This window comes from Thermus brevis (assembly GCF_026427635.1).
GTDB lineage: Bacteria > Deinococcota > Deinococci > Deinococcales > Thermaceae > Thermus > Thermus antranikianii.
The window spans coordinates 2301929-2327113 of record NZ_CP102606.1; the positions used below are offsets into that span (position 1 = coordinate 2301929).

Genomic DNA, 25185 nt, shown 5'->3' on the forward strand with positions numbered 1-25185 from the left:
CCCGCTAGTGTACCAGGTGGGGGTGCACCAACTCCGTGAGCCTTTCCAGGGTAAGGCGGTTCCGCTTCTCTATCTCCTGCCTCCTGGGAATCTCCGGGTAAGGCGCTTCGGGATCGTGCAGGGTGGGGGTAAGGGGTTTGCCGAGCCTCGCCTCCCACTCCCGAAGCCACTCCTCCGGCAGGCGCTCGGGAAGGGGAAGGCCATGGAAGACGTGGTAGAGGAGGGCCCAGACCCGCACGGTGGCGTCCAGGCTGTACCCACCCCCCAGGGTGATAAGCACCCTCCCCCCTGCATAGGCCTCGGCGTACTCCAGGATGAGGGGAAAGATGCGGGCATAGGCCCGCGTGGTGAGGAGAAGGTCGGCCAGGGGGTCCAAGAAGTGGGCATCGGCCCCTGCCTGCACCACCAGCACATCCGGGCGGAAGGCCCCAAGAGCCCAGGGCACCAGGGCCTCAAAGACCTCCAGGTAGCTTTCGTCCTCGGTGAAGGGCTCCAGGGGCAAGTTGAGCTTCCTCCCCACCCCCTCTCCCCGCCCGATCTCGTGCACGTGGCCCGTTCCGGGGAAAAGGTACCGCCCCGACTCGTGGAGGCTCAGGGTCAGGACCTCCTTTTCCTCGTAGTGGATCCACTGCACCCCATCCCCATGGTGGACGTCTATATCCAAGTAGGCCACGCGAAGCCCAGCGCGGGTCAGGTGGCGGATGGCCACGGATAGGTCGTTGTACACGCAAAAGCCGCTGGAGCGGTCATACTGGGCGTGATGTAGACCCCCGCCCAGCTGGAGCACCCGCTTCTCCCCGGCCAGGATCCGCCGGGCACCCTCCAGGGTGCCCCCCACCAGGATCCTGGCTGCCCGGTCCATGCCGGGAAAGACCGGGGTGTCCCCCGTGCCCAAGCCGTAATGCTCCAAATCGGGCACGCTCTCCCCCCGGCTTGCCGCCTCCACCCGCTTCACCAAGCGCTCGGAATGCACGGAAAGCACGTCCTCCCGGGTGGCCTCTCCTGGAACCAGGGGTTCACGCCACACCCCCAGGGCTTGAAGAAGAGAGGTGAGCATCTCCAGGCGCACCGGGCTGAAGGGGTGGCTGGGACCGAAGTTGTACAGGCGGTACTCGTCCCGGTAGATCACCATGGCTTCTTGGGGGGCCAGAGCACCTCAAACCCCTCCTGGCGTAGCCCCTCCGCAAGAAGGTGGGTTTCCAAGGTATTCACCCGCACCACCGCCCGCACCCTATCCCCATCCTCTGGATACGAGAGGAGGGAGTGGATGTTGATCCCCCGGCCCGCCAAAAACCCCGTGAGCCGGGCCAGTTCCCCCACGCGGTCGGGGAGGCGAACCTCGAGGCGGCCCGAGGGCTCCGTGACCCCGGTGAGCTTAAGGAGCGCGTCCAGAAGGTCAATCCCCGTGACGATCCCCACCAAAGCGCCATCCTCCAGCACGGGCAGGCAGCCGATCTTCCTTTCCCGCATCACCCGGGCGGCCTCTTCCACGGGATCCAGAGGGTGGGCGGTGACCACCTCCTGGGTCATCACCTCCGCCACGCGGGCGCACCCAGGGCAAGGCCCCTTGGGGTTTAGGTGGCTGGTGGCCAGGCGGATATCCCGGTCGGTGATGATCCCCACCAGCCTTCCCTCCTCCATCACCGGCAGGTGACGGATGCCCTTCTCCAAAAGGAGGCGGTAGGCCTCCTCGAGGGTCACCCCGGGCTCCACCGTGATCACGGGGAAGCGCATCACGTCTTGGACCAACATGAAAAAAGTATACCCCGGCGGATCCCGCCGGGGCCTTGTCCCCAAAACCTACAAGATGTCGTCCCGGATGCAGGCCTTATAGTGGCCGGGGGCCACCTCCTTAAGCTCCGGCACCACCTGGGCGCACTCGGGGAGGGCGTAGCGGCAGCGGGTGCGGAACACGCATCCGGAGGGTGGATTGATGGGCGAGGGAATATCCCCCTGGAGGACGATCCTCTCCCGCTTCACTGTGGGGTCGGGGATGGGTACCGCCGAGAGCAGGGCCTCGGTGTAGGGGTGCTTGGGATTGCGGTAGAGCTCCTTCGAGGAGGCAACCTCCATCACCTTGCCCAGGTACATCACCGCCACCCGGTCGGAGATGTACTCCACCACCGCCAGGTCGTGGGCGATGAAGAGGAGGGTCAGGCCCAGCTCCTCCTTAAGGTCCTGGAGGAGGTTCACCACCTGGGCCTGGATGGACACATCCAGAGCGGAAACCGGCTCGTCGGCCACGATGAAGTCCGGGGCCACCGCAAGGGCGCGGGCGATGCCGATCCTTTGCCTCTGGCCACCCGAGAACTCATGGGGGTAGCGGCGCATGTGGTCCGGGGAAAGCCCCACCAGCTTAAGAAGCTCCGCTACCCTTTCCGTGCGTTCCTGGGGCGTCTTGCCGATCCCGTGGATGATGAGGGGCTCGGCGATGATGTCCCCCACGGTCATGCGGGGGTTCAAGGAGCTGAAGGGATCCTGGAAGATGATCTGCATCCGGCGGCGGTAGGGGCGGAGTTTGTCCTTGGGCAGGTCCGTGATGTCCTGTCCATCAAAGAGGATACGCCCCCCCGTGGGCTCGATGAGGCGGAGCAGGGTCCGGCCCACCGTGGTCTTACCGCTTCCCGACTCCCCCACCAGGCCCAGGACCTCCCCTTTCTTAATGGCAAAGGAAACCCCGTCCACCGCCTTCACGCTCCCCACCACCCGGGAAAGGATCCCGCCGCGGATGGGGAAGTGCTTCTTAAGGTCCCGGATTTCCAGGAGGACATGATTTTCCCTCATGCCCGCACCTCCCGGATCTCCCGCCAGCGCACGCACCGCACCTGGCGGCCGTCACCCGTGTCCTCCAGGGGTGGCACCTCCCGGTCGCAAAGGCCCTCCACGTAGTGCTTGCACCGGGGGTGGAAGGCGCATCCCGGGGGCAGGTACAAGGGGTTGGGCACATTGCCGGGGATGGCCTCGAGGCGCTCCCTCCGCTCCGCCGCCAGGTCCAGCCGGGGCACAGAGTGCAGAAGCCCCCGGGTGTAGGGGTGCAGGGGCTCTTTGAAAAGGGGCACCACGTCCGCCTCCTCCACCGCCCGCCCCGCATACATCACCACCACCCGGTCCGCCATCTCCGCCACCACCCCCAGATTGTGGGTGATGAAGAGGATGCTCATACCGATCTCCTCCTGGAGCTTCTTCATGAGCTCCAGGATCTGGGCCTGGATGGTCACGTCCAAAGCCGTGGTGGGCTCGTCAGCGATCAGGAGGGAGGGATTGCAGGAAAGGGCCATGGCGATCATCACCCTTTGCCGCATCCCTCCGGACATCTGGTGGGGGTAGTTGGCAAGCCGCTTCTTGGGCTCGGGAATCCCCACCAGGTCCAGCATGTGGGCCGCCAGCTCCATGGCCTCTTTGCGGCTTTTCCCCTGGTGGAGCATGATGGCCTCGGCGATCTGGTCCCCCACCGTGTACACGGGGTTTAAGGAGGTCATGGGCTCCTGGAAGATCATGGCGATGTCATTGCCCCTGATCCTCCGCATCTCCACCTCAGATAGCTTGGTCAGGTCCCGGAGCTCCCCATCCTTGCCGCGGAAAAGGATCTCCCCGGCCACGATCCTACCCGGAGGCGTGGGAATGAGCCGCATGATGGAGAGGGCCGTCACGCTCTTCCCGGAACCCGACTCCCCCACCACCGCCAGGGTTTCCCCTTTGTCCACATGGAAGGAAACCCCGTCCACCGCCTTCACCACCCCGTCATCGGTGAAGAAGTGGACTTTAAGGTCTCTCACCTCCAGTAACCGCTTTTCGTCCATGCGTACTCCTTTGGGCACTGCCGTCTAAACACCTCATCCGTTATACGCCATACTAGGTCAAAAGAGAAGAGCCTACTGCCTCCGCCTGGGATCCAAGGCATCCCGCAGGCCATCGCCCAGGAAGTTCCAGGACAGCACGGAAAGGAAGATGAAGAACCCGGGCCATAGCACCCAGGGGCGATCGGTGAAGGAGGCAAACCCCCCCTGCTGGGCCGCCTGCAGGAGAAGGCCCCAGCTGGTGTAGGGCTCCGTGACCCCAAGCCCCAGGAAGGAAAGCCCACTTTCCCCCAGGATGAAGCCGGGAATGGTCAGGGAAAGGCTCACGATCACGTAGCTGGCGGTGGCAGGCAGGATATGGCGGGCGATGATGCGCCCATCCGAAGCCCCCAAGGCCCTGGCCGCCTGCACGTAGTCCATCTCCCGCACGGAGAGGACGATCCCCCGCACCACCCGGGCCAACCCCCCCCAGCCGATGAAACCCAAAAGCCCCACCACCAGGTAAAAGGTGAAGAGGGGATCGATGTTGGTGGGAAACACCGCCCTCAAGGAGATGAGGAGGAAAAGGCTGGGGATGGCGGCGATGATCTCCACGGTGCGCATGATGAGGTCGTCAGGATCGAGCCTTAAGGGCTCCCGGAAAACCTTCCACAGGATAAGAAGGGCCCCCCCCAAACCCAGGACCAGGACGAACCCATCCACCACAAGGGAAAGGACACCCTTGCCGGGGCTGAGCCGCACAAAGGACCAGGCTAAGAAAAGAACGCCAGCGGCCACAGCCAGCCAGAGAAGAAGGCCCACAAGCCCAAGCGCCCCGCTCCACCCGCGCCAGGCTCGAGGGGGGAGGGAAAGGGCAAAGGGCCGCCCCGAAAAGTAGCCGGCGATGCCCCCCAGCAAGAGCCCCAGGGCGAAAGAAACCAAGGCGGAAAGGATACCGATGGTAAGGGATACCTGCCCCCCGTAGACGATCCGGCTGAAGAGGTCCCGGCCAAAGTTATCCGTACCCATCAGGAAGATGCGCCCCGGGGGATCCACCCCAAAGAGCCTGAGGTCGGAGCGGAACACCTTGAAGACGGTGTAGGGCTGGTCGGGGGTTCGCACGAAAAAGCGCAGGTAGAACTTGCCCTGCGATGGATCCTCCTCGTAACGGGGCTGGAGGGTTACCGGATCAATGCTGCGTTTGGTGGCGTAGACAAAAGGCCGACTGAGCCTTCCCGTCTCGGGGTCCACAAAGTGGACCCGCGTGGGCGGGTGGTTCCCCTTGGGGGGATAGAGCTCATAGTAGTTGGGATCGTAGGGGCTGAAAAACCCGGCGAAGGCGGCCATCAGGTAAAGCACCATAAGAATGCGCCCGCCCCAGACCGCCAGGCGGTGCTTGCGAAACTGGCGCAACACCAGCTGGGTTCGGGTGGGAGAAGACGAAAGGCGTTCCACAAATCACCCCTATTCGTAGCGGATCCTGGGGTCCACCCAGGCCAGGAGGAGATCGGAGATGAGGTTGCCGATCATCAAGAGGACCAGGCTCACCGTGAGAAAACCGGCGATCACGTAAAGGTCCTGGTTGGCGATAGCGTCCAGGAAAAAGGGGGTAATACCCGGCCAGGCCATAACCACCTCCACGAACCCCGCTCCCGAGATCAAGCTGGGAAGAAGCCCACCCAAGGTGGCCACAAAGGGAATCACCGCGTTGCGAAAGGCATGCTTGTAAAGGACCACCCGCTCAGCCAAGCCCTTTGCCCGGGCCGTGCGGATATAGTCCTGGGATAGGACCTCCAGCATCTGTCCCCGCATAAGGCGGGAAAGCCCGGCGATATCGTTGGCGGTGGCCACCAGCACGGGCACCACCGCATGCCAGGCGATGTCCAGGATCTGGCGCAAGGGCGGCATCTGCTCAAAGCCGCTGCTGGTCATGCCGGAAACCGGAAAGATAAGGGTACCCGTGCGGAACTTGATCTGGAGAAGCACGTAGATGGCGATGAGCGCCAGGAAAAAGCTGGGCACGGAAAGCCCGATATACGCCAGAAAGGAAAGGATCCTGTCCCCCAAGGAGTACTGGCGCACCGCCCCGTAGACCCCGATGGGAATGGCTACCAAGTACAGTAGAAGGGTGGAAGGGATGACGATCACCATGGAGTTCACCACTCGAGGCCAGATCACCTCCAGCACCGGTGCCTGATAGGCAAAGGAATATCCCAGGTTCAGGTGCAACAGGTTATCCATCCAAAGAAGGTACTGCTCGTAGATGGGGCGATCCAGGCCGAACTGGGCCCTAAGGCGGGCGATGGTCTCCGGGGTTATCTTGGGATCCAGTTCCAGCTGGGTCAGGTAATCCCCCGGGGCCAGCTGGATGATGAGGAAGGCCAGGAAGGTAGCCCCGAAGAAGGTGGGGATCAGGTACAGGATACGGCGAAGGATGTATGCGGTCATGGCTTCCCAAAGTATCCCCGGGGCCGATAGACCCCGGGGATACCCTACGGCTAGCTCATTTCTTGATGAAGGTCAGCTCCAGCTCCCGCTGGCCCCAGATGCTGCTGATGATGGCATCGGGGTGCTCCCCACCCAGGCGGTTGTTCCAGGCGGGGTGGTAGTTGGGCCCGGCGATGTAGATGACCGGAAGGAGCTGAGCCTCAATCTCTTGCATACGGTAGCCGATCTCCACCCGCTTCTTGAAGTCAAGCTCGGTGCGGCCACGGGAGTAAAGGGCATCCAGCTGGGTTTCCCTGGGATCCAAGCACTGGCCCGACTTGTTCCACATGTGCAGGTTGCCCTTGCAGGGCACCACGTTGGAACCAAAGGGCCAGTCCAGACCGCCGCCGGTGAGGCCGATGATGATGGCGTCAAAGGGCCGGTCAGGGCCAGAGGACAGGAGCTGGCCCACCAGAGTGTTGAAGTCAATGGCGGTGAAGTTCACCTTCACCCCCACCTTTTTGGCCTCGTCCACGATGAGCTTGGCGATCTGCTCCCGCTGGGCGTTCCCGGCATTGGTAGAAAGGTTGAACTCAAGCCTCCGGCCCTTGGAGTCTACCAGGTAACCGTCCTTATCCTTCTTGGTGAAGCCCAGCTCCGCCAGGAGTTTGGCCGCCTGCTGCAGGTTGTACTCGTACTTGGGCACCTTGGGGTTCACCCACTGGGTGAGCACCGGGTAGACGCTGCTGTACATGGGGGTGCCCAGGCCGCCGTAGACGATGTCGATCACCGCCTGGCGGTTCACGATGTGGCTCATGGCCCGACGGAACTTGTCGGAGCGGAAGAGGTTTTGCTTGAAGGGATCCGAGGCCTTGTTCCAGTTGAAGACCATGAACTGGCTGCTGGCCACCGGGGAAGCGTTTACCTTGATGGTGGCGTCCAGGCGACCCTGCTGGATGGCCTGGCGGATCTGGGAGATGTGGTCCACGGTGGCAGGGGCCATGAGGTCGATGTTCCCCGCCAGGAACTCCGCCAGCTGGGCGTTGGTATCCTTAACGATCTTGATCTCGTACCGGTCCAAGTAGGGCAAGGGATTCCCCGCCTCGTCCTTGTTCCACTCCCCAAAGGCCGGGTTGCGCTTCAGGACCAGGCGCTCACCCGGGCGGTAGCTTTCGATGAGCCAGGGCCCGCCGGAAACGATGTTTTCCGGCTTCTCGTTCAAGGTCCACATCTTCTTGATGCCCTCGGCCCCGTCCTTCTGGTAGACAGGCCCAAAGATGTGGGCTGGCCAGGGCTCAAAGCTGGCCACGGCAAAGGCTTCCGCATCCGTCTTGGGGTAGATGAAGCGGATGGTGTAGTCGTCAATCTTCTTAAGGGTGATGGGCTTGCCGTCGATGAAGAAGGAGTCGTAGCTGTTGGACCCTACCGCCTTATCCGTGTGGATGCGCCAGGTCATGATCCAGTCATCGGCGGTGATGGGCTTGCCATCGGACCACTTCATGCCCCTGCGGATCTTGAAGGTGATCTCCAGCTTGTTGGGGCTGACAGTCCAGGACTCAGCCATGTAAGGAATCCAATCCCCGGTGGTGGGATCCCGGGTCACCAAACCCCTGGCCCCGGAGATGATCTCCGGAACGTTCCCTGCCTCTGCGGTGATAAAGGGGTTAAAGGTGCGGTAGTCGGAAATAACCGCCGCCCGCAGGGTACCGCCCCTCTTGACCTCGGAGGGCTTGGCCACCGTCCACTTCTGCGGCCAGACAAAAGTCTGGGCGCTGGCCACTCCTGCCAGGGCTATAAGGCCCACCAAAACTGCCAAGGCTCTTCTCATATCGTCTGCCTCCTCTGCTGCCTTACGCTGGACAGGGTACCCGGTTATTCTGGACTCTGTCAAGGGTGCTACCCCTTTAGCTTGACCCCGTTGCCAGCACGTGGAAAAATCCCCTCCATAAGGAGGTGGTGATGAAAGCAGTGGTCATGGAGGCTCGAGGGGGTCCAGAGGTCTTAAAGGTAGCCGAAGTGCCCACCCCTGAACCCGGTCCCAAGGAAGTAAGGATCCGCGTCGAAGCCGCAGCCCTCAACCACCTGGACATCTGGGTTCGCAAGGGAGTGGCCAGCCCCAAGCTTCCCTTACCCCACATCCTGGGAGCCGATGCCTCGGGGGTGGTGGACGCAGTTGGGCCTGGGGTAACGGGCTTTGTCCCCGGGGACGAGGTGGTGGTCAACCCCGGCCTTTCCTGTGGCCACTGCGAGCGGTGCCTGGCGGGAGAGGATAACCTCTGCCCCAAATACGAGATACTGGGCGAACACCGCTTTGGAGCTTACGCCGAGTACCTGGTGGTACCCGAGGTGAACCTCCTCAAGAAGCCACCAAACCTTTCCTTTGAAGAGGCCGCTGCCATCCCCCTGACCTTCCTCACCGCCTGGCAGATGGTGGTGGACAAACTCCAGGTGCGGCCTGGCGAGGATGTTCTGGTCATGGCGGCGGGTAGTGGAGTGAGTGTGGCCGCCATTCAGATCGCCAAGCTCTTCGGGGCTCGGGTCATCGCCACCGCAGGCTCGGAGGAAAAGCTCAGGAAGGCCAAGGAGCTGGGAGCCGATGAAACCGTGAACTACACCCACCCCGACTGGCCCAAGGAGGTGCGCCGCCTAACCGGCGGGAAAGGCGCCGACAAGGTGGTTGACCACACGGGGGCCCTTTACTTTGAAGGGGTGATCCGGGCCACCGCCAATGGAGGCAGGATTGCCATCGCAGGGGCTTCCTCGGGATACGAAGGCACCCTTCCCTTCGCCCACGTGTTCTTCCGGCAACTTTCCATCCTGGGCTCCACCATGGGCTCCAAAAGCCGCCTTTTCCCCATCCTGCGCTTCGTGGAACAGGGAAGGCTAAAGCCCGTGGTGGGGCAGGTCCTTTCCTTGGAGGAGGCTGCGGAGGGACACCGCCTCCTGGAGGAGCGGCGCATCTTCGGCAAAGTAGTGCTACGGGTGGACTAGTCCTCTCCAGGCGAGAGCAAGACCCCACCTCAATAGCGAGCTGGCGGACCATAGGGCGAAGATTAAGGATGGGGTCAAGACCTTTGTCCCTAACCGGAAGCCGCCGCCCATAGGGTTTCCTTAAGGGTAGAATGCAGGGCGAGGTGAGGCCATGGAGCACACCGACGTGATCATCATTGGCGCGGGCCCCGCTGGGCTTTTTGCGGGCTTCTACGTGGGCATGCGGGGGCTTTCCTTCCGCTTCATCGACCCCTTGCCCGAGCCTGGGGGGCAACTTTCCGCTTTGTATCCGGAGAAATACATCTACGATGTGGCGGGCTTTCCCAAGGTGTACGCCAAAGACCTGGTGAAGGGGTTGGTGGAGCAGGTGGCTCCCTTCAACCCCATCTACAGCCTGGGGGAGCGGGCGGAAACCCTAGAAAAGGAAGGGGACCACTTCAAGGTGACCACCTCCTCCGGGAACACCTACACCGCAAAGGCGGTGATCGTCGCCGCCGGGGTGGGTGCCTTTGAACCCAGGCGCCTGGGTGCCCCGGGGGAAAAGGAGCTGGAGGGCAAGGGCGTCTACTATGCGGTGAAGACCAAGGCCGAGTTCCAGGGCAAGCGGGTCCTCATTGTGGGAGGTGGGGATAGCGCCGTAGACTGGGCCCTGAACCTTCTGGGCACCGCTAAGGAGATCACCCTGATCCACAGGAGGCCCCAGTTCCGGGCCCACGAGGCTAGCGTGAAGGAGCTCTTCAAAGCCCATGAGGAAGGGCGCCTTACCGTGCTCACCCCCTACGAGGTACGGCGGATTGAAGGGGATACCCAGGTGCGCAGGGCGGTGATCTTCCACAACGGGACCCAGGAGGAAAAGGAACTAGAGGTGGACGCCGTGCTGATCCTGGCGGGCTACCTCACCAAGCTGGGGCCCTTGGCCAACTGGGGGCTGGAGCTGGAAAGGAACAGGATCAAGGTGGACACCACCATGGCCACCAGCGTCCCCGGGGTCTACGCCTGCGGCGACATCGTCACCTACCCGGGGAAGCTTCCCCTGATCGTGCTGGGTTTTGGCGAAGCCGCCATCGCCGCCAACCACGCCGCCGCCTACGCCAACCCTGCCCTCAAGGTGAACCCTGGCCACTCCTCGGAAAAGGCCGAGGAGAAAGCACCGGCCTGAGATTCCTCCCCGCTTCTCACAGGCCCCGGGGTAGCCCGGGGCCTGGCTTTGTCCTAAGATGGGGGCATATGCGGGTTGCCCTTTTCATTGACGGATCCTACATGTACCTGGCCACCAAGCGCCTCGGTTGGAACGTGGACCACCGCCGGGTCCTGACCCAGTTCGCCACCCCGGAGCAGCTTTACAACGCCTTCTACTACGTGCCCATCACCGATCCCGAGGACGAGCGTCAGCAGCGCTTCATCGACGCCTTGGTCTTCATGGGCTACACGGTGCGAAGCCGCTTGGTCCGGGGGGAAGCCCGGTTTGAGGCCATGATGGCCACGGACCTCCTCACCACCGCCCCCCGCTGGGACCGGGCCATCGTGGCCAGCGGTTCGGGAGAACTGGCCCACACCTTCAGCGCCCTGAGGGCCCTGGGGAAGGAGATCCACCTCCTCGGCGTGCACGAGCTGGCGGACCTCGAGCTCCGCAACCAGGCGGACCGCTTCCTAAACCTCCCCGAGTGGCGGGAGGTGCTGGAGAGAACCCTGGGGGGCCGCCGCACCTACGCGGGCTACCCCGTGGAGGCCACGGTGGAGGTGCCTCCCGCCCCGGTGGAAGACGCCCAGTCCTGACCTATGCCCCCGGGCCCCTGGCTGGTGCTGCTGGCAGCGGGCCTTTTCTACCTGGCCCTTCCCATCCCCCCTACCCTACCCCCCTCCCCAAGCCTCAGGGACCTTCTCCCCTACCCAAAGGAAGAGCGGGAGGCTTGGGTGAGCCTCCACCTGAGCTTGAAGGCCAGCCTACACCTGCTTTTAGGGGAGAAAGCGGCCCGAGCCTACGACCGCCTGCTCCGCCTCGAGCTCAAAAACCAGCGCTCCGGTAAGCGCGCTGCATACCCAGAAGCCAAAAGCGCCCTCCTGGCGGCCAGGCGCTGGGTGGAGGCCATCGGCCAGGCCAAGCGGGGCCAGAAGGTGGACCTCGAGGGCCTGCCCACCGCCCCCCACCACGTACTTCCCTACGCCCGGGAGATCCGCGCCGCCGCCTCTGCCCTCGGCATTCCTTATGGGGTGCTGGCCGCCATTGTGGATAACGAGCAGTACGGAGGGGACAAGGCCTTGGGGCTTTCCAGGGGGGTGCGGGAAGCAGCGGATGGCTTAGCCCAAGGTCTGGCCGAAGTCCAGGGCCACGCCCCCTTGAGCCGCACCCTGGGCCTGGCCCAGATGAGCTGGGAGGATGCCCTCAAGCAACAAGACCGCCTGCGCCTCTTCGGGGCTTGGGATCCAGCAAGACCCTTCCCCAAGACCGAGACCGAGGCTAGGAAGGCCCTCGAGGATCCCTACCTCAACCTCCTCTTCACCGCAAGCCGGCTTAGAGGCTACTTCAACGCCCTTCTCGGTCTCCCCCCAGGGGATACCCGCCTTCTGGATGACCCCTGGCTCTACTACCTGGGCCCCGCCTGGCACAACTACCCCTTGCGGGCACAGAACCTGGAAACCTGGGAGGATAGCTTCCACGGCTTTTTCAAGGGCCTCCTCTACCAGGTGGTCCTGGAAGGACGCTGGCACCTCGAGGGGCGCATCCTTATTCCCCTTAAAGCCTGGGGGTCTGGAGCACAGGATCCCGCTCCCTCTTCCCTCCCCACCCTCACGCCCTAGATCCGTTCCATCCAGGGAAGGGGCTCCCCGGGAGGCAGCACCGGCCACCTTCTCTGCCGCATGTGGTGCAGGATGGCCTCCACCGCCTTTTCCGCCTCCTCCACCCAAAGCCTGGGGTAAAGGGAGCGCTTGGCCAAAAACTCCTCCCGGTCGAAGACCTGGCAGGTATGGTCGGCCTGGCAGCGCACGTCCAGCTCGAGGTCGTACTGGCGAAAACCCCTTCCCGTCCACTCCGCCGGGGTCTGCACGTTCCAGTAATACTCCAGCACCCGGCCCTCCCTCACATCCGGCCCCCCGGAGTACCAGGCCCCAGGGAAAAAGGCCACATAGGCATCGTGGTCCAGCACCACCGCCTTCCCCTTGGCCACGTGGTGAAAGGTCCCGCCCTGCGGCAAAAGGGTCAGGACGCCTTCAGGTCTCACCTCCACCACCCGGGCTTCCCAGAAGTAGTGGAGCACATCCCCGGGAAACTTCCAAAACTCCACCCGAACGCGATCCCTAGGGGCAAGCGGCCAATCCATATCCCACCAGCCCGGCTTTCAGCCAGACAACGCCCCAGCTCACCTGGGGTCCAGGGCTGGGCAAAGCCGGCTTTACTTCTTGGTGCTGATGCCCAGGACCTTGTAGAGGGCGCAGAAGCCGGTGACCGCCGTGAAGAGGAGGACCACCCCCACGATCCCCAGGATCCAGTTCCAGGGGGATGCCGACTGGAAAGCGAAGTAGAAGAGGACCAGGGCCAGAATAAAGCGAATCACCCTATCGGTGGTGCTCTCGTTTACCGTCATGGCTCACCTCCTCCCTTAGTGTATACATAGCGGGCGGGACGTTTGGCCTTAGTTCTCCCTTGTGCTAAAATAAGCCCTTGGCATGGGCCGTTAGCTCAATCGGTCAGAGCGGCCGGCTCATAACCGGTTGGTTGCAGGTTCAAGTCCTGCACGGCCCACCAGCCCCCTATCTGTAAAAGTCCCGCCTCCTCAAGAGGCGGGAAACGTGTTTGTACCAGCCCCTTCCTCTGGCAGAATCTAGCCATGGAGGCCCTGCAAGCCTTTCAAATCCTGGATCTGCGCATCGGCCGCATCTTGAAGGCCGAACCCCACGAGAAAGCCCGCAAACCCAGCTACAAGCTTTGGATCGACCTCGGGCCCTTAGGGGTCAAACCGAGTTCCGCCCAGATCACCGAGCTTTACCGCCCCGAGGACCTGGTGGGCCGCCTGGTGGTGTGCGCGGTGAACCTGGGAACCCGCTCCATCGCAGGCTTCCCCTCCGAGGTGCTGGTCCTGGGGGCTAAGGATGCCGAGGGCCGGGTGGTCCTCCTCACCGCGGAGCGGGAGGTACCCCTGGGGGAAAGGGTCTTCTAGCGGGTCCGGGTCACCTTGGTGAGGTGCCGGGGCCGGTCTGGATCCAGGCCCCGGGCCCGGGACAGGGCCTCCGCCTTGGGATAAAAGGCCTGGGCCAGGAAAAGAGGGGTGATCTCGGGCTCGGAGGCCACGGGAAGCGCCAGGGGAGAATCCGCCAGGGCCAGGGCATCGGGTTCCGGGGAGAGAACGAGAAGATGAGCCCCTTTCGCCTTTAACCCCTCCAAGGTGGAAAGAAGGGCCTCCAAGGCCTCATCCTTTTGCACCAAGGCCAGCACTGGAAAGCCAGCCTCCAAAAGGGCCTGGGGACCGTGGAGGAACTCCGCCGCCGAAAACCCCTCCGCATGAAGCCCCGCCACCTCCTTCAGCTTCAAGGCCGCCTCGAGGGCCACGGGGTACGTGAACCCCCGCCCCAGGACGAAAAGGTTTTCCGCATCCTCCAGGTAATCCAGCTCCCCCGAGGCCTCCAAGGCCCGGTGCAGGGCCTCGGGTAAGCCGGGAAGGACCTGGCGCAGGCGGGATTCCTCCACCAGCTGGGCCAGGAGGTGGAGGGTGGCGGCCAGCATGGCCAGGAAGCTCTTGGTGGCGGCCACCGCCTTCTCCTCCCCGGCATGGAGGGGAAGGACCACCTCCGCCATCCGGGCCAGGGGGCTCTCCTCCCGGTTCACCAGGGCCACGGTGAGGGCTCCCTGGGAGCGGTAGGCGCTTACCGCCTCCAAAAGGTCAGGGCTTTCCCCGCTTTGGCTAAAGGCGAGAAGAAGGGAGGGAAAAGGCACCCGGGGCCTGGCCCGGTAAAGGGTGAGGACGGAAGGGGCCAAGGAGAGAACCGGCCACTCCAATCGGGCCTCGAGGAGGTACTTGGCAAAAAGGGCCGCATGGTCGGAACTCCCCCGGGCCACGGTAAGGGTGAGGGCCGGGGGGCGCTTCCTCAGGAAGCGGACCAGGCTCCTCACCTCGCCCTCGTTCTCCCTAAGGAGGCGCTCTATGACCTTGGGAGCTTCCTCCGCTTCGGTACGCATCCAAGAGGCCATAGGTTCACTATAGGGCACGGAAAGCCCCCTCCTGCCACCTGGTCCTTCCCAGAAGGTAGTGGTATACTTCCACGGATGGACCGCATCGTCATCCGGGGGGCACGGGAGCACAACCTCAAGAACATCAGCCTGGAGCTCCCGCGGGGCAAGTTCATCGTCATCACCGGGGTTTCCGGCTCGGGCAAGAGCACCCTGGCCTTTGACACCATCTACGCAGAGGGGCAGCGGCGCTACGTGGAAAGCCTCTCCAGCTACGCCCGCCAGTTCCTGGGGGTCATGGACAAGCCCGAGGTGGAGAGCATCGAGGGCCTCTCCCCCGCCATCTCCATCGACCAGAAAACCACCAGCCACAACCCCCGCTCCACCGTGGGCACGGTGACGGAGATCCACGACTACCTCCGCCTCCTCTATGCCCGCATCGGCACCGCCTACTGCCCGGAGTGCGGCCGCCCCATTGAGAAGCAGTCCGCCAGCGAGATCACCGACCGTCTCCTGAAGAACCCCCCGGGCACCCGGGCCATCCTCATGGCTCCGTTGGTGCGGGGGAGGAAGGGGGAGTACCGCAAGCTTTTCCAGCAACTCATGAAGGAAGGCTACGCCCGGGTGCGGGTGGATGGGGTCATCTACCTCCTGGAGGAGGCCCAGAACCTAAACCTGGAAAAGTACGAGAAGCACGACATTGACCTGGTGATCGACCGGGTGGTCCTTAAGGAGGAGGAACGCCCCCGCATCGCCGAGGCGGTGGAGCTCGCCCTCCTTAGGGGCGAGGGACTCATGCGGGTCCTTTACCCGGATTCCGGCCAGGAGGAGCTTTTCTCCGAGAAGTTCGCCTGTCCCGAGCACGGAAGCGTCCTGGAGGAGCTCGAGCCCCGCATCTTCTCCTTCAACGCCCCCTATGGGGCCTGCCCTGCCTGCTCGGGTCTGGGTTACAAGCAGGAGTTTGACCCTGAGCTCATCGTGAACCCCGAACTCTCCCTGGCCGAGGGGGCCATCCTGCCCTGGGCCCGGGGGCGGGACACGGGGCGAAGCTACCTCTGGGACCGGCTCCGGGCCTTGGCGGAACACATGGGCTTCGACCTCAAAACCCCCTTCAAGGACCTGCCGGAGGAGGCCCAGCAGGCCGTGCTCTACGGGCTTCCCGAGCCCTTTGAGGTGGTCTTCCGCCGGGGAGGCAAGGAAACCTTCCGGGTGGAGGTCCACTACGAGGGGGTCATTCCCTGGCTGCAGAAGCGGTACCAGGAGGCGGAGTCCGAAGGGGTCAAGGAGGTCCTGGAAGGCTTCATGTCGCAGAAGCCCTGCCCGGTGTGCGGCGGCACCCGCTACAAGAAGGAAGTGCTCTCCGTAAGGGTAGCGGACAAGAACATCGCCGAGGTTTCGGCCCTGCCCGTTCGCGAGGCCCTGGAGTTTTTCCGGAACCTCGAGGCCCATCTCTCCCCCTTCCAGGCTCAGATTGCCCGCCCCATCCTGCGGGAGATCGTGGAGAGGCTGGGCTTCCTGGTGGGGGTGGGGCTGGACTACCTCACCCTGGACCGAGCCGCCAACACCCTCTCCGGAGGGGAGGCCCAGCGGATCCGCCTGGCCACCCAGGTGGGAAGCGGCCTCACCGGGGTGCTTTACGTGCTGGACGAACCCAGCATCGGCCTCCACCCCAAGGACAACCAGCGCCTCATCCAAACCCTGAAGCGCCTCCAGGGGCTTGGGAACACCTTGATCGTGGTGGAGCACGACGAGGAAACCATGCGGGCCGCGGACTGGATCGTGGACATGGGACCGGGGGCCGGCATCCACGGGGGAGAGGTGGTGGCCCAAGGACCCCTGGAGGAGATCCTTAAAAGCAAGGAAAGCCTTACCGGGGCCTACTTAAGGGGGGAAAAGCGAATCCCCGTGCCCAGGGAGCGCAGGAAGGGGAACGGCAAGTGGCTGGTGCTTAAGGGAGCCCGGGAGCACAACCTGAAAAACATCACCTTGAAAATCCCCCTGGGCCGCTTCGTGGCGGTGACCGGGCCCTCCGGTTCGGGAAAGAGCACCCTGATCCACGATGTCCTCTACGCCGCCTTGGCCCAAAAGCTCATGCGGGCTAAGACCACCCCTGGAGCCTACGAATTCCTGGAGGGGGTGGAGCACCTGGACAAGGTGATCGAGATCGACCAGTCCCCCATCGGCCGCACCCCTCGCTCCAACCCCGCCACCTACACCGGGATCTTTGACGAGATCCGCGACCTCTTTGCCAAGACCCCGGAGGCCAGGAAGAGGGGGTATGGTCCAGGCCGCTTCTCCTTCAACGTGAAGGGGGGGCGGTGCGAGGCCTGCGGGGGCGACGGCACGGTGAAGATCGAGATGCTCTTTTTGCCCGACCTCTACGTGCCCTGCGAGGTGTGCAAAGGCAAGCGCTACAACAAGGAGACCCTCGAGGTGAAGCTAAGGGGCAAGAGCATCGCCGACGTCCTGGACATGACCGCCGAGGAAGCCCTGGAGTTTTTCCAGAACGTTCCCACCATCGCCCGCAAGCTCCAGCTCATGGTGGACGTGGGCCTGGGCTACATGCGCCTGGGCCAGCCCTCCCCCACCCTTTCCGGAGGCGAGGCCCAGAGGATCAAGCTGGCCACGGAGCTGGGCCGCAAGGCCACGGGCCGCACCCTCTACATCCTGGACGAGCCCACCACCGGCCTTCACTTTGACGACGTGGCCAAGCTTCTCAACGTGCTCCATCGCCTGGTGGACGCCGGCAACACCGTGGTGGTCATCGAGCACAACCTGGACGTGGTGAAGACCGCAGACTGGGTGATTGACCTGGGCCCCGAGGGGGGCGACCGGGGCGGGGAGATCGTGGCCGAGGGTACCCCGGAGGAGGTGGCCCTCACGGGTAGCCCCACAGGGGTCTTTTTGGCCAGAATCCCCGAGATCGCCGAGCGGCTGAAGGTGGCCGCGGACTAAGCCTTGGCTTTGGCGGATTTCCTGGAAACCTGGGCGGGCTGGCTCCGGGCCAGAATCCCTTCCAGGGCCAAGGACAGGGATTTCTCCACCTCCTCCCCGAAATCCCGGTTAGGGGTATAGGCCGCCCAGCGCAAGGCGGCGAGGAAGTAAAGGTCGGCCAAGGTGCGGCCCATGCGCTCCAGGGAAAGGTCCTGCCGCACCACCCCCTTTTCCCGCAAGGGCTTCAGGACCTCGGCGATCAAGTCCCCCAAAGGCAGGGCCAGGAAGGCGGCCTTGGCCCGGACCGGATCGGGGTTTAGAAGCTCGTAGAGAAGGGGCAAAAGAAGGTCCTTCTCCGCCTGGGTAAAGGCGGCAAGCCTCTGGAAGAGGAAGCGGAGGAGGGCCATGGGATCCTCTTCCTGGGCCAGGCGCCGCCTTACCTCCTCTCTGAGGTCCGCCAGAAGCAGGCTCCCGTACTCCAGGAGCACGGCTTCCTTATAGGGGTAGTAGTTGAAGAAGGTACCCCGGGACACGTGGGCGGCCTTGGCGATATCGGTGGCGGTGGTTTCCCGGAAACCCTGCTGACGGAAAAGGGCCATGGCTGCCTGGAAGATGCGCTCCCGGCGCCGCTTTTTCTGATACTCCCTCACGGTCATGGGGGTAGTGTACTACTGTATAAACTTAAAGTTCAATCGCTTTTTGCGCCCAATCCTCTAAAGCCTTAAGCAGGGATAACCCCCCCAGGGTGGTATAGACCTTGGCCTCCCGGTGGAAGGAACCATCCGCCACCTGGTAGCCCTGCTTGGCCAAGGCCTGGGCCACCTCCCCTGGGGCCGCCACCCGGGAAGGAAGCCTGCCCACCTCGGCCAGGAAGAGATGGGCGTTGAAGCCCAGAAACACTGCCTCCAACCCCTCCCATACCTCCTCCACGAAGGCCACATAGGAGGGATCCCGGGCCATCCGGCCTGGCCTTTTGGCCCCGGGGATGAGGAGGGCTTCCGGGGGCGGGGCCGCGGGGAAGGCGTAGGTGGGGGTCCAGATCGAGCCCGCCAGGGCCGGGGTTCCCTTGCGGCCCTTGGCCACGGTATAGGCGGGAAGCCCCAGGCGCTTGGCCGCCTCGAGGGCTAGGGCCGCCTCCAGCTCGGAGAACTCAGGGAGGAGCAAGATGGCTAGCACTTTAGACCATTATGGCAGAAGCCGGTAGAGGAGAAGCGCCGCCTCCCCCCGGGTCACGGGATCGGCACCCGAAAGCTTGCCCTCCCCCAGCGCCTGCAGGAGCTGGTTCAGGGTGAACCGCTTCAAGGGCTTTTGCAGTTCCTCCCGGAAAAGCTCCCTGGCCTTCAGTACCACCCTGAGGCGCTCCTCAGGCCCTTCTGCCCGGTAGTAGTGCTCCAGGTTGGCCAAAAAGTCCCCCAGGAGAATGGGTTCAGAAAGGCCCAAGGAGCCTTTCAGGTAGTAGGGTCCGGCGAAGAGCCCCCGCCTCAGGAGGGCCACCGCCTCCCGGTACCCTGGCCTTTCCGCCTCCACCCGGCCTCCCTCGGGGGAGGAAAGCCTGGCCCCCCTTTGGGCAAGCCGCTTGCGCAGGGCCTCGAGGGCCTGCCCGCTTGCGGCCAGCTCGTGAAAATCCGCCAGGGGCACCTTCATAAGCCCTGCTTGCGGGGCCTTCCGCAGGAGGGCCACCGCCACCCCTGCCGCCTCCCCCAAGGCCATCTGCAAGGGAACCACCCGGGCGGAAAAGGCGGCCACGCTGTCAAACCCCGCCGCCTGGGAAACCACCAGGAGGTTTCTCAACTCCTGGGGCACCAGGCTCCGGAAGGGCACCCCGTAGGGTGCCGGGGTACCCAAAAGGTAAGGGGTTTCCCCCGGGAAGTAGGCCTGGCCGTCCAGGGGGTACCCCCCCAGGGCCACGGCGTCGGGAAAGGTCCGGCCCAGGAGGACCTCATCAGCCTTAAGGCGGTAAAGGGCCTTCAGGTGGCGGCTTTCCCGGATGTAGAGGCTAGGGGCCACCCCGGCCAGGCGAGCGGTGCCAAAGAGGAGGGGATCCTTCTCCCGCAGGTAGGCCACCACTCGCTCGGCCTCGAAGGCCGCTTCCAGGCGCATGCGCTCCAGGCTCAAAGGATCCGCCCCCTCCACCCCGAAGAGGAGAAGGGCATTGACCAGCAGGCTCCCATCGTCCTGGCGGGCCAGGTTCAAGCCCCGGAGGGCATAGCGGCTGGGATCGGAGGGTAGGTAACCCCGCACCAGACTTCCAAAACCCCAGCCGCTCCTCCCCCAGGCCCCTGCCCCCGTACGCTGCACCTGGCCCTCGTAGTTGAGGGCCAGAAAGACGGCACCCCAGGGAACCCCCTCCAACCGGAAGACCAAGGTGGCCGCCATGCTCCTCTGGTCCAGACCCGTGTCCTCCCTCCCCTGGGTGAAGCTGGCCCCGGCGCGAAAGGCGAGTTCCGCGGTATCGGTGGCATCCACGAAGTAGGGAGCCTGAACGGGGCCCTCGGGGATCGCCACCAGGGTCAGGCGGCTTGCCTCCACCTCCACCCGGTCCAGGGGCACCTGCAACCGGACCTCCACCCCCGCCTCCCGGAGCATGGCCCACAGGGCTTCCTCCGCCCGCTTCACATCAAAGGAAGCCTCCTGCCCGATACGGCGGTAGAAGTCACGAAAAAGCCCTCCCTGGAGAAGGCCCTCCCGGTCCTTGGCCAGGTCCAGGGTGGCCAGCCACCCTTGGGTGAGAACCCCTCCTACCCCCCGCCCGGGTTCCAGGAGGAGGACCCTAAGGCCCTCCTGGGCTGCGGCCACCGCTGCCGTCACCCCTTGGGGGGTGGCCCCGTAGACCACCAGGTCGTACTGGGCGTAGGCCAAGCCCAGGGAGAGGATAAAGGGAAAGAAGATGCGCAAGGCGGTAAGCATCTTGGCGAAAACCCCCGATATAGGATCAGGGCAGGCTTTGCTTGGCCTCCTGGTACTCGGCCACCAGCCGGGCCACCACCTCCTTGGCGGAAGGGAGATCCCGGATGAAGGCCACCCCATGCCCGGCGGAATAAACTTCCTTCCAGGCCTTGCCCCCACCCTGGCGGAAGCGCTCCAGGGATTCCCGGAGGAAGTTGGCGGGCACCCCGGTGACCTCCGGGGTGTACTGGATGTCCTCAGGAGTGGCCCTCAAAAGAGCTTCCTTATACTCCAGGGGAGCCTCGGACTCCAGGGTGGCGATGAAGCGGGTGCCGATATAGGCACCATCCCCCAGGGCCAAGGCGGCGAGAAGCTGCCTTCCCGTGGCGATGCCCCCGGCGATGAGCACGGGCACCCCGAGTTCCTCCCGAAGCCAGGGCCCGAGGACAAAGGGGCTCACCATCCCGGCATGCCCCCCAGCCCCAGCGGCCACCGCCACCAGGGCGTCGGCCCCGGCCTCCACCGCCTTTCTCCCGTGCCTTAAACCCACCACATCGCACCAGACCACGCCGCCATAGGCCTTGACCCGCTCCACCACCCGGGTGGGGTCCCCCAAGGAGGTGACCACCAAAGGCACCCCTCGCTCGGCCACCGCCTCCAGGTCCTCCTCGAGGCGGGGGTTATCCTTCAGGATGAGGTTCACCCCGAAGGGAAGCCCTGGGGGAAAGGTCTCCAAAAACTCCCGAAAGCCAGCGTGGGTGCGGAAGTTGAGGCTGGGGATGACCCCGATGGCCCCCGCCTCGGCCACCGCCTGAAGGAGCCTGGCCCCGGAAACCAGGAACATGGGGGCAGCCACGATGGGATAACGGATACCCAGCATGCGGGTGATGGCGGTCTCCATGGGGGAGATTTTACCGGGTTCAAGGATAATCATGGGGTGGAACCGGAGCGCTCCCTAAAGCTCTCCATATGGGAAGGCGTCTTGGCCATCCTCTTCCTCAACTGGAGCACAGGGGTGATCGTCACCGGGTATGCCCTGGCCCTGGGCGCTTCCCCCCAAGCCCTGGCCCTTCTGGGAGCCCTTCCCTTCCTGGCCCAGCTCCTAACCCCCCTGGCCCTTTCCCTGAGGGGAAGCCGCAAGGCCCTGGCGGTGCGGCTCAACTTTTTGGCCCGGATGCTTTTCCTGCCCGCTGCCCTGGCTGCCTTTTTGCCAGAAGGCTTGAGGGTGCCGACCCTTCTTCTTTTTGCCGGCCTCTCCCAGCTTCTGGCTGCCCCGGTGGGGGTCCTCTGGCTCTCCTGGATGGCGGACCTGGTGGCCGAGGAAAGGCGGGGACGCTACTTCGGCTTCAGAAACGCCCTCTTGGGCCTGGTGGGCACCCTGGGGAACCTCATGGGGGGTATGGTGGCCGATCGCCTTCCTTCACCCCTGGGCTACCAGGTTGTTCTCCTTCTGGGGGTGGGGGCCGGGCTTCTTTCCGTCTTTCTTCTCCGCCTCCAAAGCGAGCCTTCGGAATCCCCCGCCCCTCCCGCCCGAAAGGCTCTCGGGATCGCCTGGCAGGACCTGGCCTACCGGCGCTACCTGGGCCTGGTTTTTCTCTGGTACGGGGCGGTCATGGTGGGAGGACCCTACGTCATCCCCTACTTCGTACAGGTGGGTGGCCTCTCCATGACCGAGGTGGGTCTTTGGACGGTGATCTCCGCCTCAAGCGGCCTCCTCTTCGGACCCATGTGGGGCCGGATGGCGGACCGGGAAGGTCACAAGGCCGTCCTCTTCCGCACGGCAATGGTGGCAGCCTTGATGCCCCTCCTCTGGCTTTCGGGGTCCAGGGCCTTTCCCTGGCCCATATGGCTTTCCGCCCTTGCCGATGCCCTGGCCTGGAGCGGTCTCGGAACCGCCTTGGCCAATGCGGCCTTGGCCCACGCCCCCAGGGAAGCCCGAAACGGCTACCTGGTCCTCTTCTGGCTGGCCCTGGGCCTGGGAGGGCTTTTGGGAAGCCTGCTGGCGGGAAGCGCCGCCAGCCTGGGCCTGGGGCCAAGCCCTTACCACTTCCCCATCCTCCTTTCCCTAGCCTTGCGCCTCGGGGTGGCCCTCCGCTTACGCAGACTCTAACCCCTTGCGCCGCATCTCCCCCCAGACCCCCCGTTTCCGCCAGACCTGGAAGGTGGCGAGAAAACGCTCCCAGGCCAGGATCTGGCGGTAGCCAAGGCCCTCGAGGATCGCCAAGAGAAGGAGCGCCAGACGGTCCCTTAGCCGGGGATAGCGCTTGAGGAGCAAGGTCTCCATACCCACCGCCAGCTGGGAAAGAAGCACCCCGTAGGCCACGGCCAGGAGAAAGAAGAGGAAGGCAAACTCCGCATTGAAAAGGCCGAGGAGGTAGAAAACCGGGGAAAGCACATACCCCAAAACCTCCACCACCGGGGCCAGGGCCTCGAAGAGGACGAAATACGGCATGGCCAAAAGGCCGAGCCGGCCATAGCGGGGGTTGAAGAGCATCACTCGGTGGTTCCAGAGCACCTCCCATAGCCCCCGGTGCCAGCGGTTCCGTTGCTTCCTAAGGGTGGCCCAGTCCGCGGGCACCTCGGTGTAGCAGATGGGATCCGGGGTGTACACGATGCGGTACTCCCGCCCCTCCTCCCGGGCCCGGCGGTGGAGGCGCACCACCAGCTCCATGTCCTCCCCCACGGTGTCCGTGCGGTACCCCCCAACCCTCAGGGCCTCCTCCCGGCGGAAAAGGCCAAAGGCTCCCGAGATGATGAGCAGGGCTCCCATGGCGCTCCAGCCCGCCCGGCCCATGAAAAAGGCCCGGGCGTACTCCACGATTTGCATCTTCTCCAGAAAGCCCCGGGGAAGGTGCAGGGCCTCCACCACGCCTTCCCGCACCACCGCCCCGTTTAGGGGCCGTATGGTCCCCCCCACGGCCAGGACGCGGTCCTCCTCCAGGAAAAGCCGGCTCGCCCGAAGGAGGGCCTGGGCATCCAGCAGGCTATCCGCATCCACGGCGCAGAAGAGGGGGTAGCGGGCCAGGTTGAGCCCGGCATTTAGGGCGTCGGCCTTGCCCCCATTCTCCTTGTCCACCACGATGAGGTTGGGGTAGACCAGGGAGCGGTAGACCGCCCGCACGGGCTTGGTGGGAAGCGCCCGGCGGTAGACCCATTCCACCTCCACCAGGCGGAAGGCCTCCTTGAGCACCTCGAGGGTCCGGTCCTTGGGCCCATCCGCCACCACGATCACCTCAAACTCCGGGTAGTGCAGGCTCAAAAAGGAGCGCACCGAGTGGGCGATGGTCTTCTCCTCGTTGTAGGTGGGCACCAGGATGGACACGGGCAGGTAAGCCTCCCGTTCCAAAAGGTCCTTCAGGGAGAGCTCGGAAAGCTCCCGGGCGTAGCGGGCCACCATCCCTAGGCCGAAGAAGGCGAAGAGGGCATAAAAGAGGTTCAGGAGGGCGAAATACCACAGGATCACCACCTGGTACAGGAACAAAAAGTCCAGGAGAAGGTTCACGCCGCCTCCCGCAACACCTGCTGGGCCATGGCCCGGCCAAAGGGGTCGGGGTGGCCCTCCGCCGCCCGGGCCAGGAATCCCCTATTCATCAGCAAAAGCCCTTCCGCCGCCGCCCGGCGCACGTAAAAGGAAGGGTCGGAAAGCGCCTTCCACAAAGCCCGCTGGGCCAGCTCGTTCCCGAGAAGGGCCATGAGCCGGGCGGCGTGGGCCCGCAAGAACTCCTGCTCGTCCTTCAAGGCCGCCAGCAAAAACCCCTCGTACCCCTTGGGTGGGTAGCGCATGCGGTAAAGAGCCCGCATGGCGGCAGCCTTAAGCTCCGGATCCGGATGATCCAAGAAGGGAAGCACCCTCTCCGCCAACGCCACAAGCTTAAGCCTGCCGATGGCCTCTAAAGCTGCCCACACCTCTTCCCTTCCACCCCGGGAGAGGAAGGCCTCCACCACAGGTGTCGCCCGTTCCTCCAGCAGGAGGAGCACCTCCAGGAGGGCCCCGCGGGGTAGGCCCGCCTCCAGGAGAGCCGCCGCCAGCCGTCCAAGCCCCTCCCCCCGGGCCACCCGGGCCCCCGCCCGGGCCGCCCCCAGGCGCAGCACGGGATCCCGATGGGAAAGATAGGGGAGGATGGCCTCCAGGGTTTCCGGCAAACGGGCCTGGGCCAGGGCATCCAAAGCCTCCAGCCGGGCAGGCCGGGAGGCCCACCGGCTTTTCAGAAGGCGGATCCAGTGGGGATAAACCTGGCGGAGCCAGTCGGCTATCCGTTCGGAGAACTCCCCCTTGAGCATCTCCCGGAGGTTCAAAAGGGCCTCGAGGGCCGGGCGGGGCCAGGGAGGAGGCGGGGGCGGCTCCTCGTTGAAGAGGGCCTCGGTGAACCGGGCCAGCCAGTCCTCGTAAGCCTTGCGGTCCAAACGCTCCTTGCTGGCGGTGTAGGCGTGGTAGAGCAGGATGTAAGCGGAAAGGGAAGTGAGGGCCAGCCCCGTAAGGACCTGGGCCTGGAACAGGGCCCGGTAGGCCACCGGCGAGCCGAGGAGGTTAAAAATCCGCCCCGAGAAGGCCACCACCAGGCCCCCAAGGGCCAGGGCCTCCAGGAGCACCACCAGAACCACCAGGAGGGCATAAAGCCGCTCACCGCGCCGCCACATAGCGCTCCAAGCGCTTCACGAGCTCCCCGGGGCTGAAGGGCTTGGTGAGGTACTCCTGGGCCCCCAGGGCCTGGGCCTCGGCCACGCTCCGCTCCTGCTTCAGGCCGGAAAGGACCAAAACGGGGGTATTCCTCTTCAACTCCCTTCGCAGGTAGCGCAAAAGATCCAGGCCCGAGCCGCCAGGCAGGTTGATATCCAGGACCACCGCAGCCCAATCCTTACCCAGGGCCTCCCTGGCAGAAGCATAGTCCCCAGCGATAAAAACCTCGTACCCTGCCCGGGTTAAGGCGACTTTCAACAGCTTGGCCACGGTAACGTCGTCCTCAACCACCAGCACGGGCCTCATCCCGCATTAAGCTAACCGAAGGG

The 25185-nt window shown here is 64.4% G+C and carries 24 protein-coding genes and 1 tRNA gene; 8 read left to right on the plus strand and 17 right to left on the minus strand.

Going from position 1 to position 25185, the window contains the following annotated elements; genetic code table 11:
* Window positions 1–4 precede the first annotated feature (4 nt).
* The 7 genes from KQ693_RS12390 to KQ693_RS12420 form a co-directional block, all read right to left on the minus strand.
* Window positions 5–1132, minus strand: a complete 1128-nt coding sequence (locus KQ693_RS12390; protein WP_267261488.1) for an acetoin utilization protein AcuC — start codon at window positions 1130–1132, stop codon at window positions 5–7.
* Complete coding sequence (locus KQ693_RS12395) at window positions 1126–1752, minus strand: CBS and ACT domain-containing protein (protein ID WP_105317953.1); 627 nt, start codon at window positions 1750–1752, stop codon at window positions 1126–1128. The genes KQ693_RS12390 and KQ693_RS12395 overlap by 7 nt, the downstream gene beginning before the upstream one ends.
* A 48-nt stretch (window positions 1753–1800) precedes the next feature.
* Entirely contained in the window at window positions 1801–2784 is a 984-nt protein-coding gene (locus KQ693_RS12400) for an ABC transporter ATP-binding protein (RefSeq protein WP_267261489.1), read from the minus strand.
* Window positions 2781–3800, minus strand: coding sequence for an ABC transporter ATP-binding protein (locus tag KQ693_RS12405; protein WP_267261490.1), 1020 nt, complete (start codon window positions 3798–3800; stop codon window positions 2781–2783). The genes KQ693_RS12400 and KQ693_RS12405 overlap by 4 nt, the downstream gene beginning before the upstream one ends.
* 72 nt (window positions 3801–3872) lie before the next feature.
* Window positions 3873–5231 (minus strand): ABC transporter permease, encoded by a 1359-nt coding sequence (locus tag KQ693_RS12410; protein WP_267261491.1) that lies wholly within the window; start codon window positions 5229–5231, stop codon window positions 3873–3875.
* A 9-nt stretch (window positions 5232–5240) separates the two neighbouring features.
* Window positions 5241–6224 carry an ABC transporter permease gene (locus tag KQ693_RS12415; protein WP_105317957.1) on the minus strand — a complete coding sequence of 328 codons (984 nt, stop codon included), beginning with the start codon at window positions 6222–6224 and terminating at the stop codon, window positions 5241–5243.
* A gap of 55 nt (window positions 6225–6279) precedes the next feature.
* Complete coding sequence (locus KQ693_RS12420; RefSeq protein WP_267261492.1) at window positions 6280–8031, minus strand: ABC transporter substrate-binding protein; 1752 nt, start codon at window positions 8029–8031, stop codon at window positions 6280–6282.
* 131 nt (window positions 8032–8162) lie between these two features.
* On the opposite strand from KQ693_RS12420, the gene KQ693_RS12425 reads away from it, so the two are divergent.
* The 4 genes from KQ693_RS12425 (at window position 8163) to KQ693_RS12440 (ending at window position 11993) form a co-directional block, all read left to right on the plus strand.
* Complete coding sequence (locus KQ693_RS12425; protein WP_267261493.1) at window positions 8163–9194, plus strand: zinc-binding dehydrogenase; 1032 nt, start codon at window positions 8163–8165, stop codon at window positions 9192–9194.
* Window positions 9195–9345: 151 nt separating this feature from the next.
* Window positions 9346–10353, plus strand: a complete 1008-nt coding sequence (locus KQ693_RS12430) for an NAD(P)/FAD-dependent oxidoreductase (RefSeq protein WP_267261494.1) — start codon at window positions 9346–9348, stop codon at window positions 10351–10353.
* A 68-nt stretch (window positions 10354–10421) separates the two neighbouring features.
* Entirely contained in the window at window positions 10422–10970 is a 549-nt protein-coding gene (locus KQ693_RS12435; protein WP_028494538.1) for a LabA-like NYN domain-containing protein, read from the plus strand.
* 3 nt (window positions 10971–10973) lie between these two features.
* A complete protein-coding gene (locus KQ693_RS12440; protein ID WP_267261495.1) occupies window positions 10974–11993 on the plus strand; it encodes a hypothetical protein in 1020 nt (339 codons plus the stop codon).
* Here KQ693_RS12440 and KQ693_RS12445 read toward each other — a convergent pair.
* Window positions 11990–12514: a ribonuclease FAU-1 family protein gene (locus KQ693_RS12445; protein ID WP_267261496.1), complete on the minus strand. Its 525-nt coding sequence runs from the start codon at window positions 12512–12514 to the stop codon at window positions 11990–11992. The two genes, KQ693_RS12440 and KQ693_RS12445, sit on opposite strands and share 4 nt — an antisense overlap.
* A gap of 72 nt (window positions 12515–12586) precedes the next feature.
* Window positions 12587–12778, minus strand: a complete 192-nt coding sequence (locus KQ693_RS12450; RefSeq protein ID WP_015717852.1) for a YgaP family membrane protein — start codon at window positions 12776–12778, stop codon at window positions 12587–12589.
* 84 nt (window positions 12779–12862) lie between these two features.
* Between KQ693_RS12450 and KQ693_RS12455 the strand changes: the two genes are divergently transcribed.
* A tRNA-Ile gene (locus KQ693_RS12455) sits at window positions 12863–12939 on the plus strand.
* Between the two features lie 82 nt (window positions 12940–13021).
* A complete protein-coding gene (locus tag KQ693_RS12460; RefSeq protein WP_267261497.1) occupies window positions 13022–13351 on the plus strand; it encodes a tRNA-binding protein in 330 nt (109 codons plus the stop codon).
* Here the strand turns inward: KQ693_RS12460 and KQ693_RS12465 are convergent.
* Window positions 13348–14379: an SIS domain-containing protein gene (locus tag KQ693_RS12465; protein WP_267261498.1), complete on the minus strand. Its 1032-nt coding sequence runs from the start codon at window positions 14377–14379 to the stop codon at window positions 13348–13350. The two genes, KQ693_RS12460 and KQ693_RS12465, sit on opposite strands and share 4 nt — an antisense overlap.
* A gap of 75 nt (window positions 14380–14454) precedes the next feature.
* Between KQ693_RS12465 and uvrA the strand changes: the two genes are divergently transcribed.
* Window positions 14455–17313, plus strand: coding sequence for an excinuclease ABC subunit UvrA (gene uvrA / locus KQ693_RS12470; protein ID WP_219759052.1), 2859 nt, complete (start codon window positions 14455–14457; stop codon window positions 17311–17313).
* Here uvrA and KQ693_RS12475 read toward each other — a convergent pair.
* The 4 genes from KQ693_RS12475 to KQ693_RS12490 are packed head-to-tail and all read right to left on the minus strand — an operon-like array spanning window position 17310 to window position 21079.
* A complete protein-coding gene (locus KQ693_RS12475) occupies window positions 17310–17948 on the minus strand; it encodes a TetR/AcrR family transcriptional regulator (protein ID WP_267261499.1) in 639 nt (212 codons plus the stop codon). The genes uvrA and KQ693_RS12475 overlap by 4 nt on opposite strands.
* A 25-nt stretch (window positions 17949–17973) precedes the next feature.
* Window positions 17974–18468: a hypothetical protein gene (locus KQ693_RS12480; protein WP_267261500.1), complete on the minus strand. Its 495-nt coding sequence runs from the start codon at window positions 18466–18468 to the stop codon at window positions 17974–17976.
* Window positions 18469–18477: 9 nt separating this feature from the next.
* Window positions 18478–20199 (minus strand): FAD-dependent oxidoreductase, encoded by a 1722-nt coding sequence (locus KQ693_RS12485; RefSeq protein ID WP_267261501.1) that lies wholly within the window; start codon window positions 20197–20199, stop codon window positions 18478–18480.
* A 25-nt stretch (window positions 20200–20224) separates the two neighbouring features.
* Window positions 20225–21079: an NAD(P)H-dependent flavin oxidoreductase gene (locus KQ693_RS12490; protein ID WP_219759054.1), complete on the minus strand. Its 855-nt coding sequence runs from the start codon at window positions 21077–21079 to the stop codon at window positions 20225–20227.
* Window positions 21080–21115: 36 nt separating this feature from the next.
* Between KQ693_RS12490 and KQ693_RS12495 the strand changes: the two genes are divergently transcribed.
* Entirely contained in the window at window positions 21116–22288 is a 1173-nt protein-coding gene (locus tag KQ693_RS12495; protein ID WP_219759055.1) for an MFS transporter, read from the plus strand.
* On the opposite strand, the gene KQ693_RS12500 is transcribed toward KQ693_RS12495, so the two are convergent.
* Genes KQ693_RS12500 through KQ693_RS12510 form a run of 3 tightly spaced genes read right to left on the minus strand, consistent with a single transcriptional unit; the run spans window position 22274 to window position 25162 of the window.
* Complete coding sequence (locus KQ693_RS12500; RefSeq protein WP_267261502.1) at window positions 22274–23680, minus strand: glycosyltransferase family 2 protein; 1407 nt, start codon at window positions 23678–23680, stop codon at window positions 22274–22276. The two genes, KQ693_RS12495 and KQ693_RS12500, sit on opposite strands and share 15 nt — an antisense overlap.
* Complete coding sequence (locus KQ693_RS12505; protein ID WP_267261503.1) at window positions 23677–24816, minus strand: HEAT repeat domain-containing protein; 1140 nt, start codon at window positions 24814–24816, stop codon at window positions 23677–23679. Before KQ693_RS12505 ends, KQ693_RS12500 begins: the two co-directional genes overlap by 4 nt.
* A complete protein-coding gene (locus KQ693_RS12510; RefSeq protein WP_038032472.1) occupies window positions 24800–25162 on the minus strand; it encodes a response regulator transcription factor in 363 nt (120 codons plus the stop codon). Before KQ693_RS12510 ends, KQ693_RS12505 begins: the two co-directional genes overlap by 17 nt.
* Window positions 25163–25185: the final 23 nt, after the last annotated feature.

Excerpts from the sequence above, each read along its gene's own strand:
- KQ693_RS12505 (WP_267261503.1), bottom strand. The coding sequence starts at position 24,816 with ATGTGGCGGCGCGGTGAGCGGCTTTATGCCCTCCTGGTGGTTCTGGTG.
- KQ693_RS12445 (WP_267261496.1), bottom strand. The coding sequence starts at position 12,514 with ATGGATTGGCCGCTTGCCCCTAGGGATCGCGTTCGGGTGGAGTTTTGG.
- KQ693_RS12460 (WP_267261497.1), top strand. The coding sequence starts at position 13,022 with ATGGAGGCCCTGCAAGCCTTTCAAATCCTGGATCTGCGCATCGGCCGC.
- KQ693_RS12430 (WP_267261494.1), top strand. The coding sequence starts at position 9,346 with ATGGAGCACACCGACGTGATCATCATTGGCGCGGGCCCCGCTGGGCTT.
- uvrA (WP_219759052.1), top strand. The coding sequence starts at position 14,455 with ATGGACCGCATCGTCATCCGGGGGGCACGGGAGCACAACCTCAAGAAC.
- KQ693_RS12400 (WP_267261489.1), bottom strand. The coding sequence starts at position 2,784 with ATGAGGGAAAATCATGTCCTCCTGGAAATCCGGGACCTTAAGAAGCAC.
- KQ693_RS12485 (WP_267261501.1), bottom strand. The coding sequence starts at position 20,199 with ATGCTTACCGCCTTGCGCATCTTCTTTCCCTTTATCCTCTCCCTGGGC.
- KQ693_RS12420 (WP_267261492.1), bottom strand. The coding sequence starts at position 8,031 with ATGAGAAGAGCCTTGGCAGTTTTGGTGGGCCTTATAGCCCTGGCAGGA.
- KQ693_RS12435 (WP_028494538.1), top strand. The coding sequence starts at position 10,422 with ATGCGGGTTGCCCTTTTCATTGACGGATCCTACATGTACCTGGCCACC.
- KQ693_RS12475 (WP_267261499.1), bottom strand. The coding sequence starts at position 17,948 with ATGACCGTGAGGGAGTATCAGAAAAAGCGGCGCCGGGAGCGCATCTTC.
- KQ693_RS12390 (WP_267261488.1), bottom strand. The coding sequence starts at position 1,132 with ATGGTGATCTACCGGGACGAGTACCGCCTGTACAACTTCGGTCCCAGC.
- KQ693_RS12450 (WP_015717852.1), bottom strand. The coding sequence starts at position 12,778 with ATGACGGTAAACGAGAGCACCACCGATAGGGTGATTCGCTTTATTCTG.
- KQ693_RS12440 (WP_267261495.1), top strand. The coding sequence starts at position 10,974 with ATGCCCCCGGGCCCCTGGCTGGTGCTGCTGGCAGCGGGCCTTTTCTAC.
- KQ693_RS12510 (WP_038032472.1), bottom strand. The coding sequence starts at position 25,162 with ATGAGGCCCGTGCTGGTGGTTGAGGACGACGTTACCGTGGCCAAGCTG.
- KQ693_RS12465 (WP_267261498.1), bottom strand. The coding sequence starts at position 14,379 with ATGGCCTCTTGGATGCGTACCGAAGCGGAGGAAGCTCCCAAGGTCATA.
- KQ693_RS12405 (WP_267261490.1), bottom strand. The coding sequence starts at position 3,800 with ATGGACGAAAAGCGGTTACTGGAGGTGAGAGACCTTAAAGTCCACTTC.
- KQ693_RS12415 (WP_105317957.1), bottom strand. The coding sequence starts at position 6,224 with ATGACCGCATACATCCTTCGCCGTATCCTGTACCTGATCCCCACCTTC.
- KQ693_RS12490 (WP_219759054.1), bottom strand. The coding sequence starts at position 21,079 with ATGGAGACCGCCATCACCCGCATGCTGGGTATCCGTTATCCCATCGTG.
- KQ693_RS12395 (WP_105317953.1), bottom strand. The coding sequence starts at position 1,752 with ATGTTGGTCCAAGACGTGATGCGCTTCCCCGTGATCACGGTGGAGCCC.
- KQ693_RS12425 (WP_267261493.1), top strand. The coding sequence starts at position 8,163 with ATGAAAGCAGTGGTCATGGAGGCTCGAGGGGGTCCAGAGGTCTTAAAG.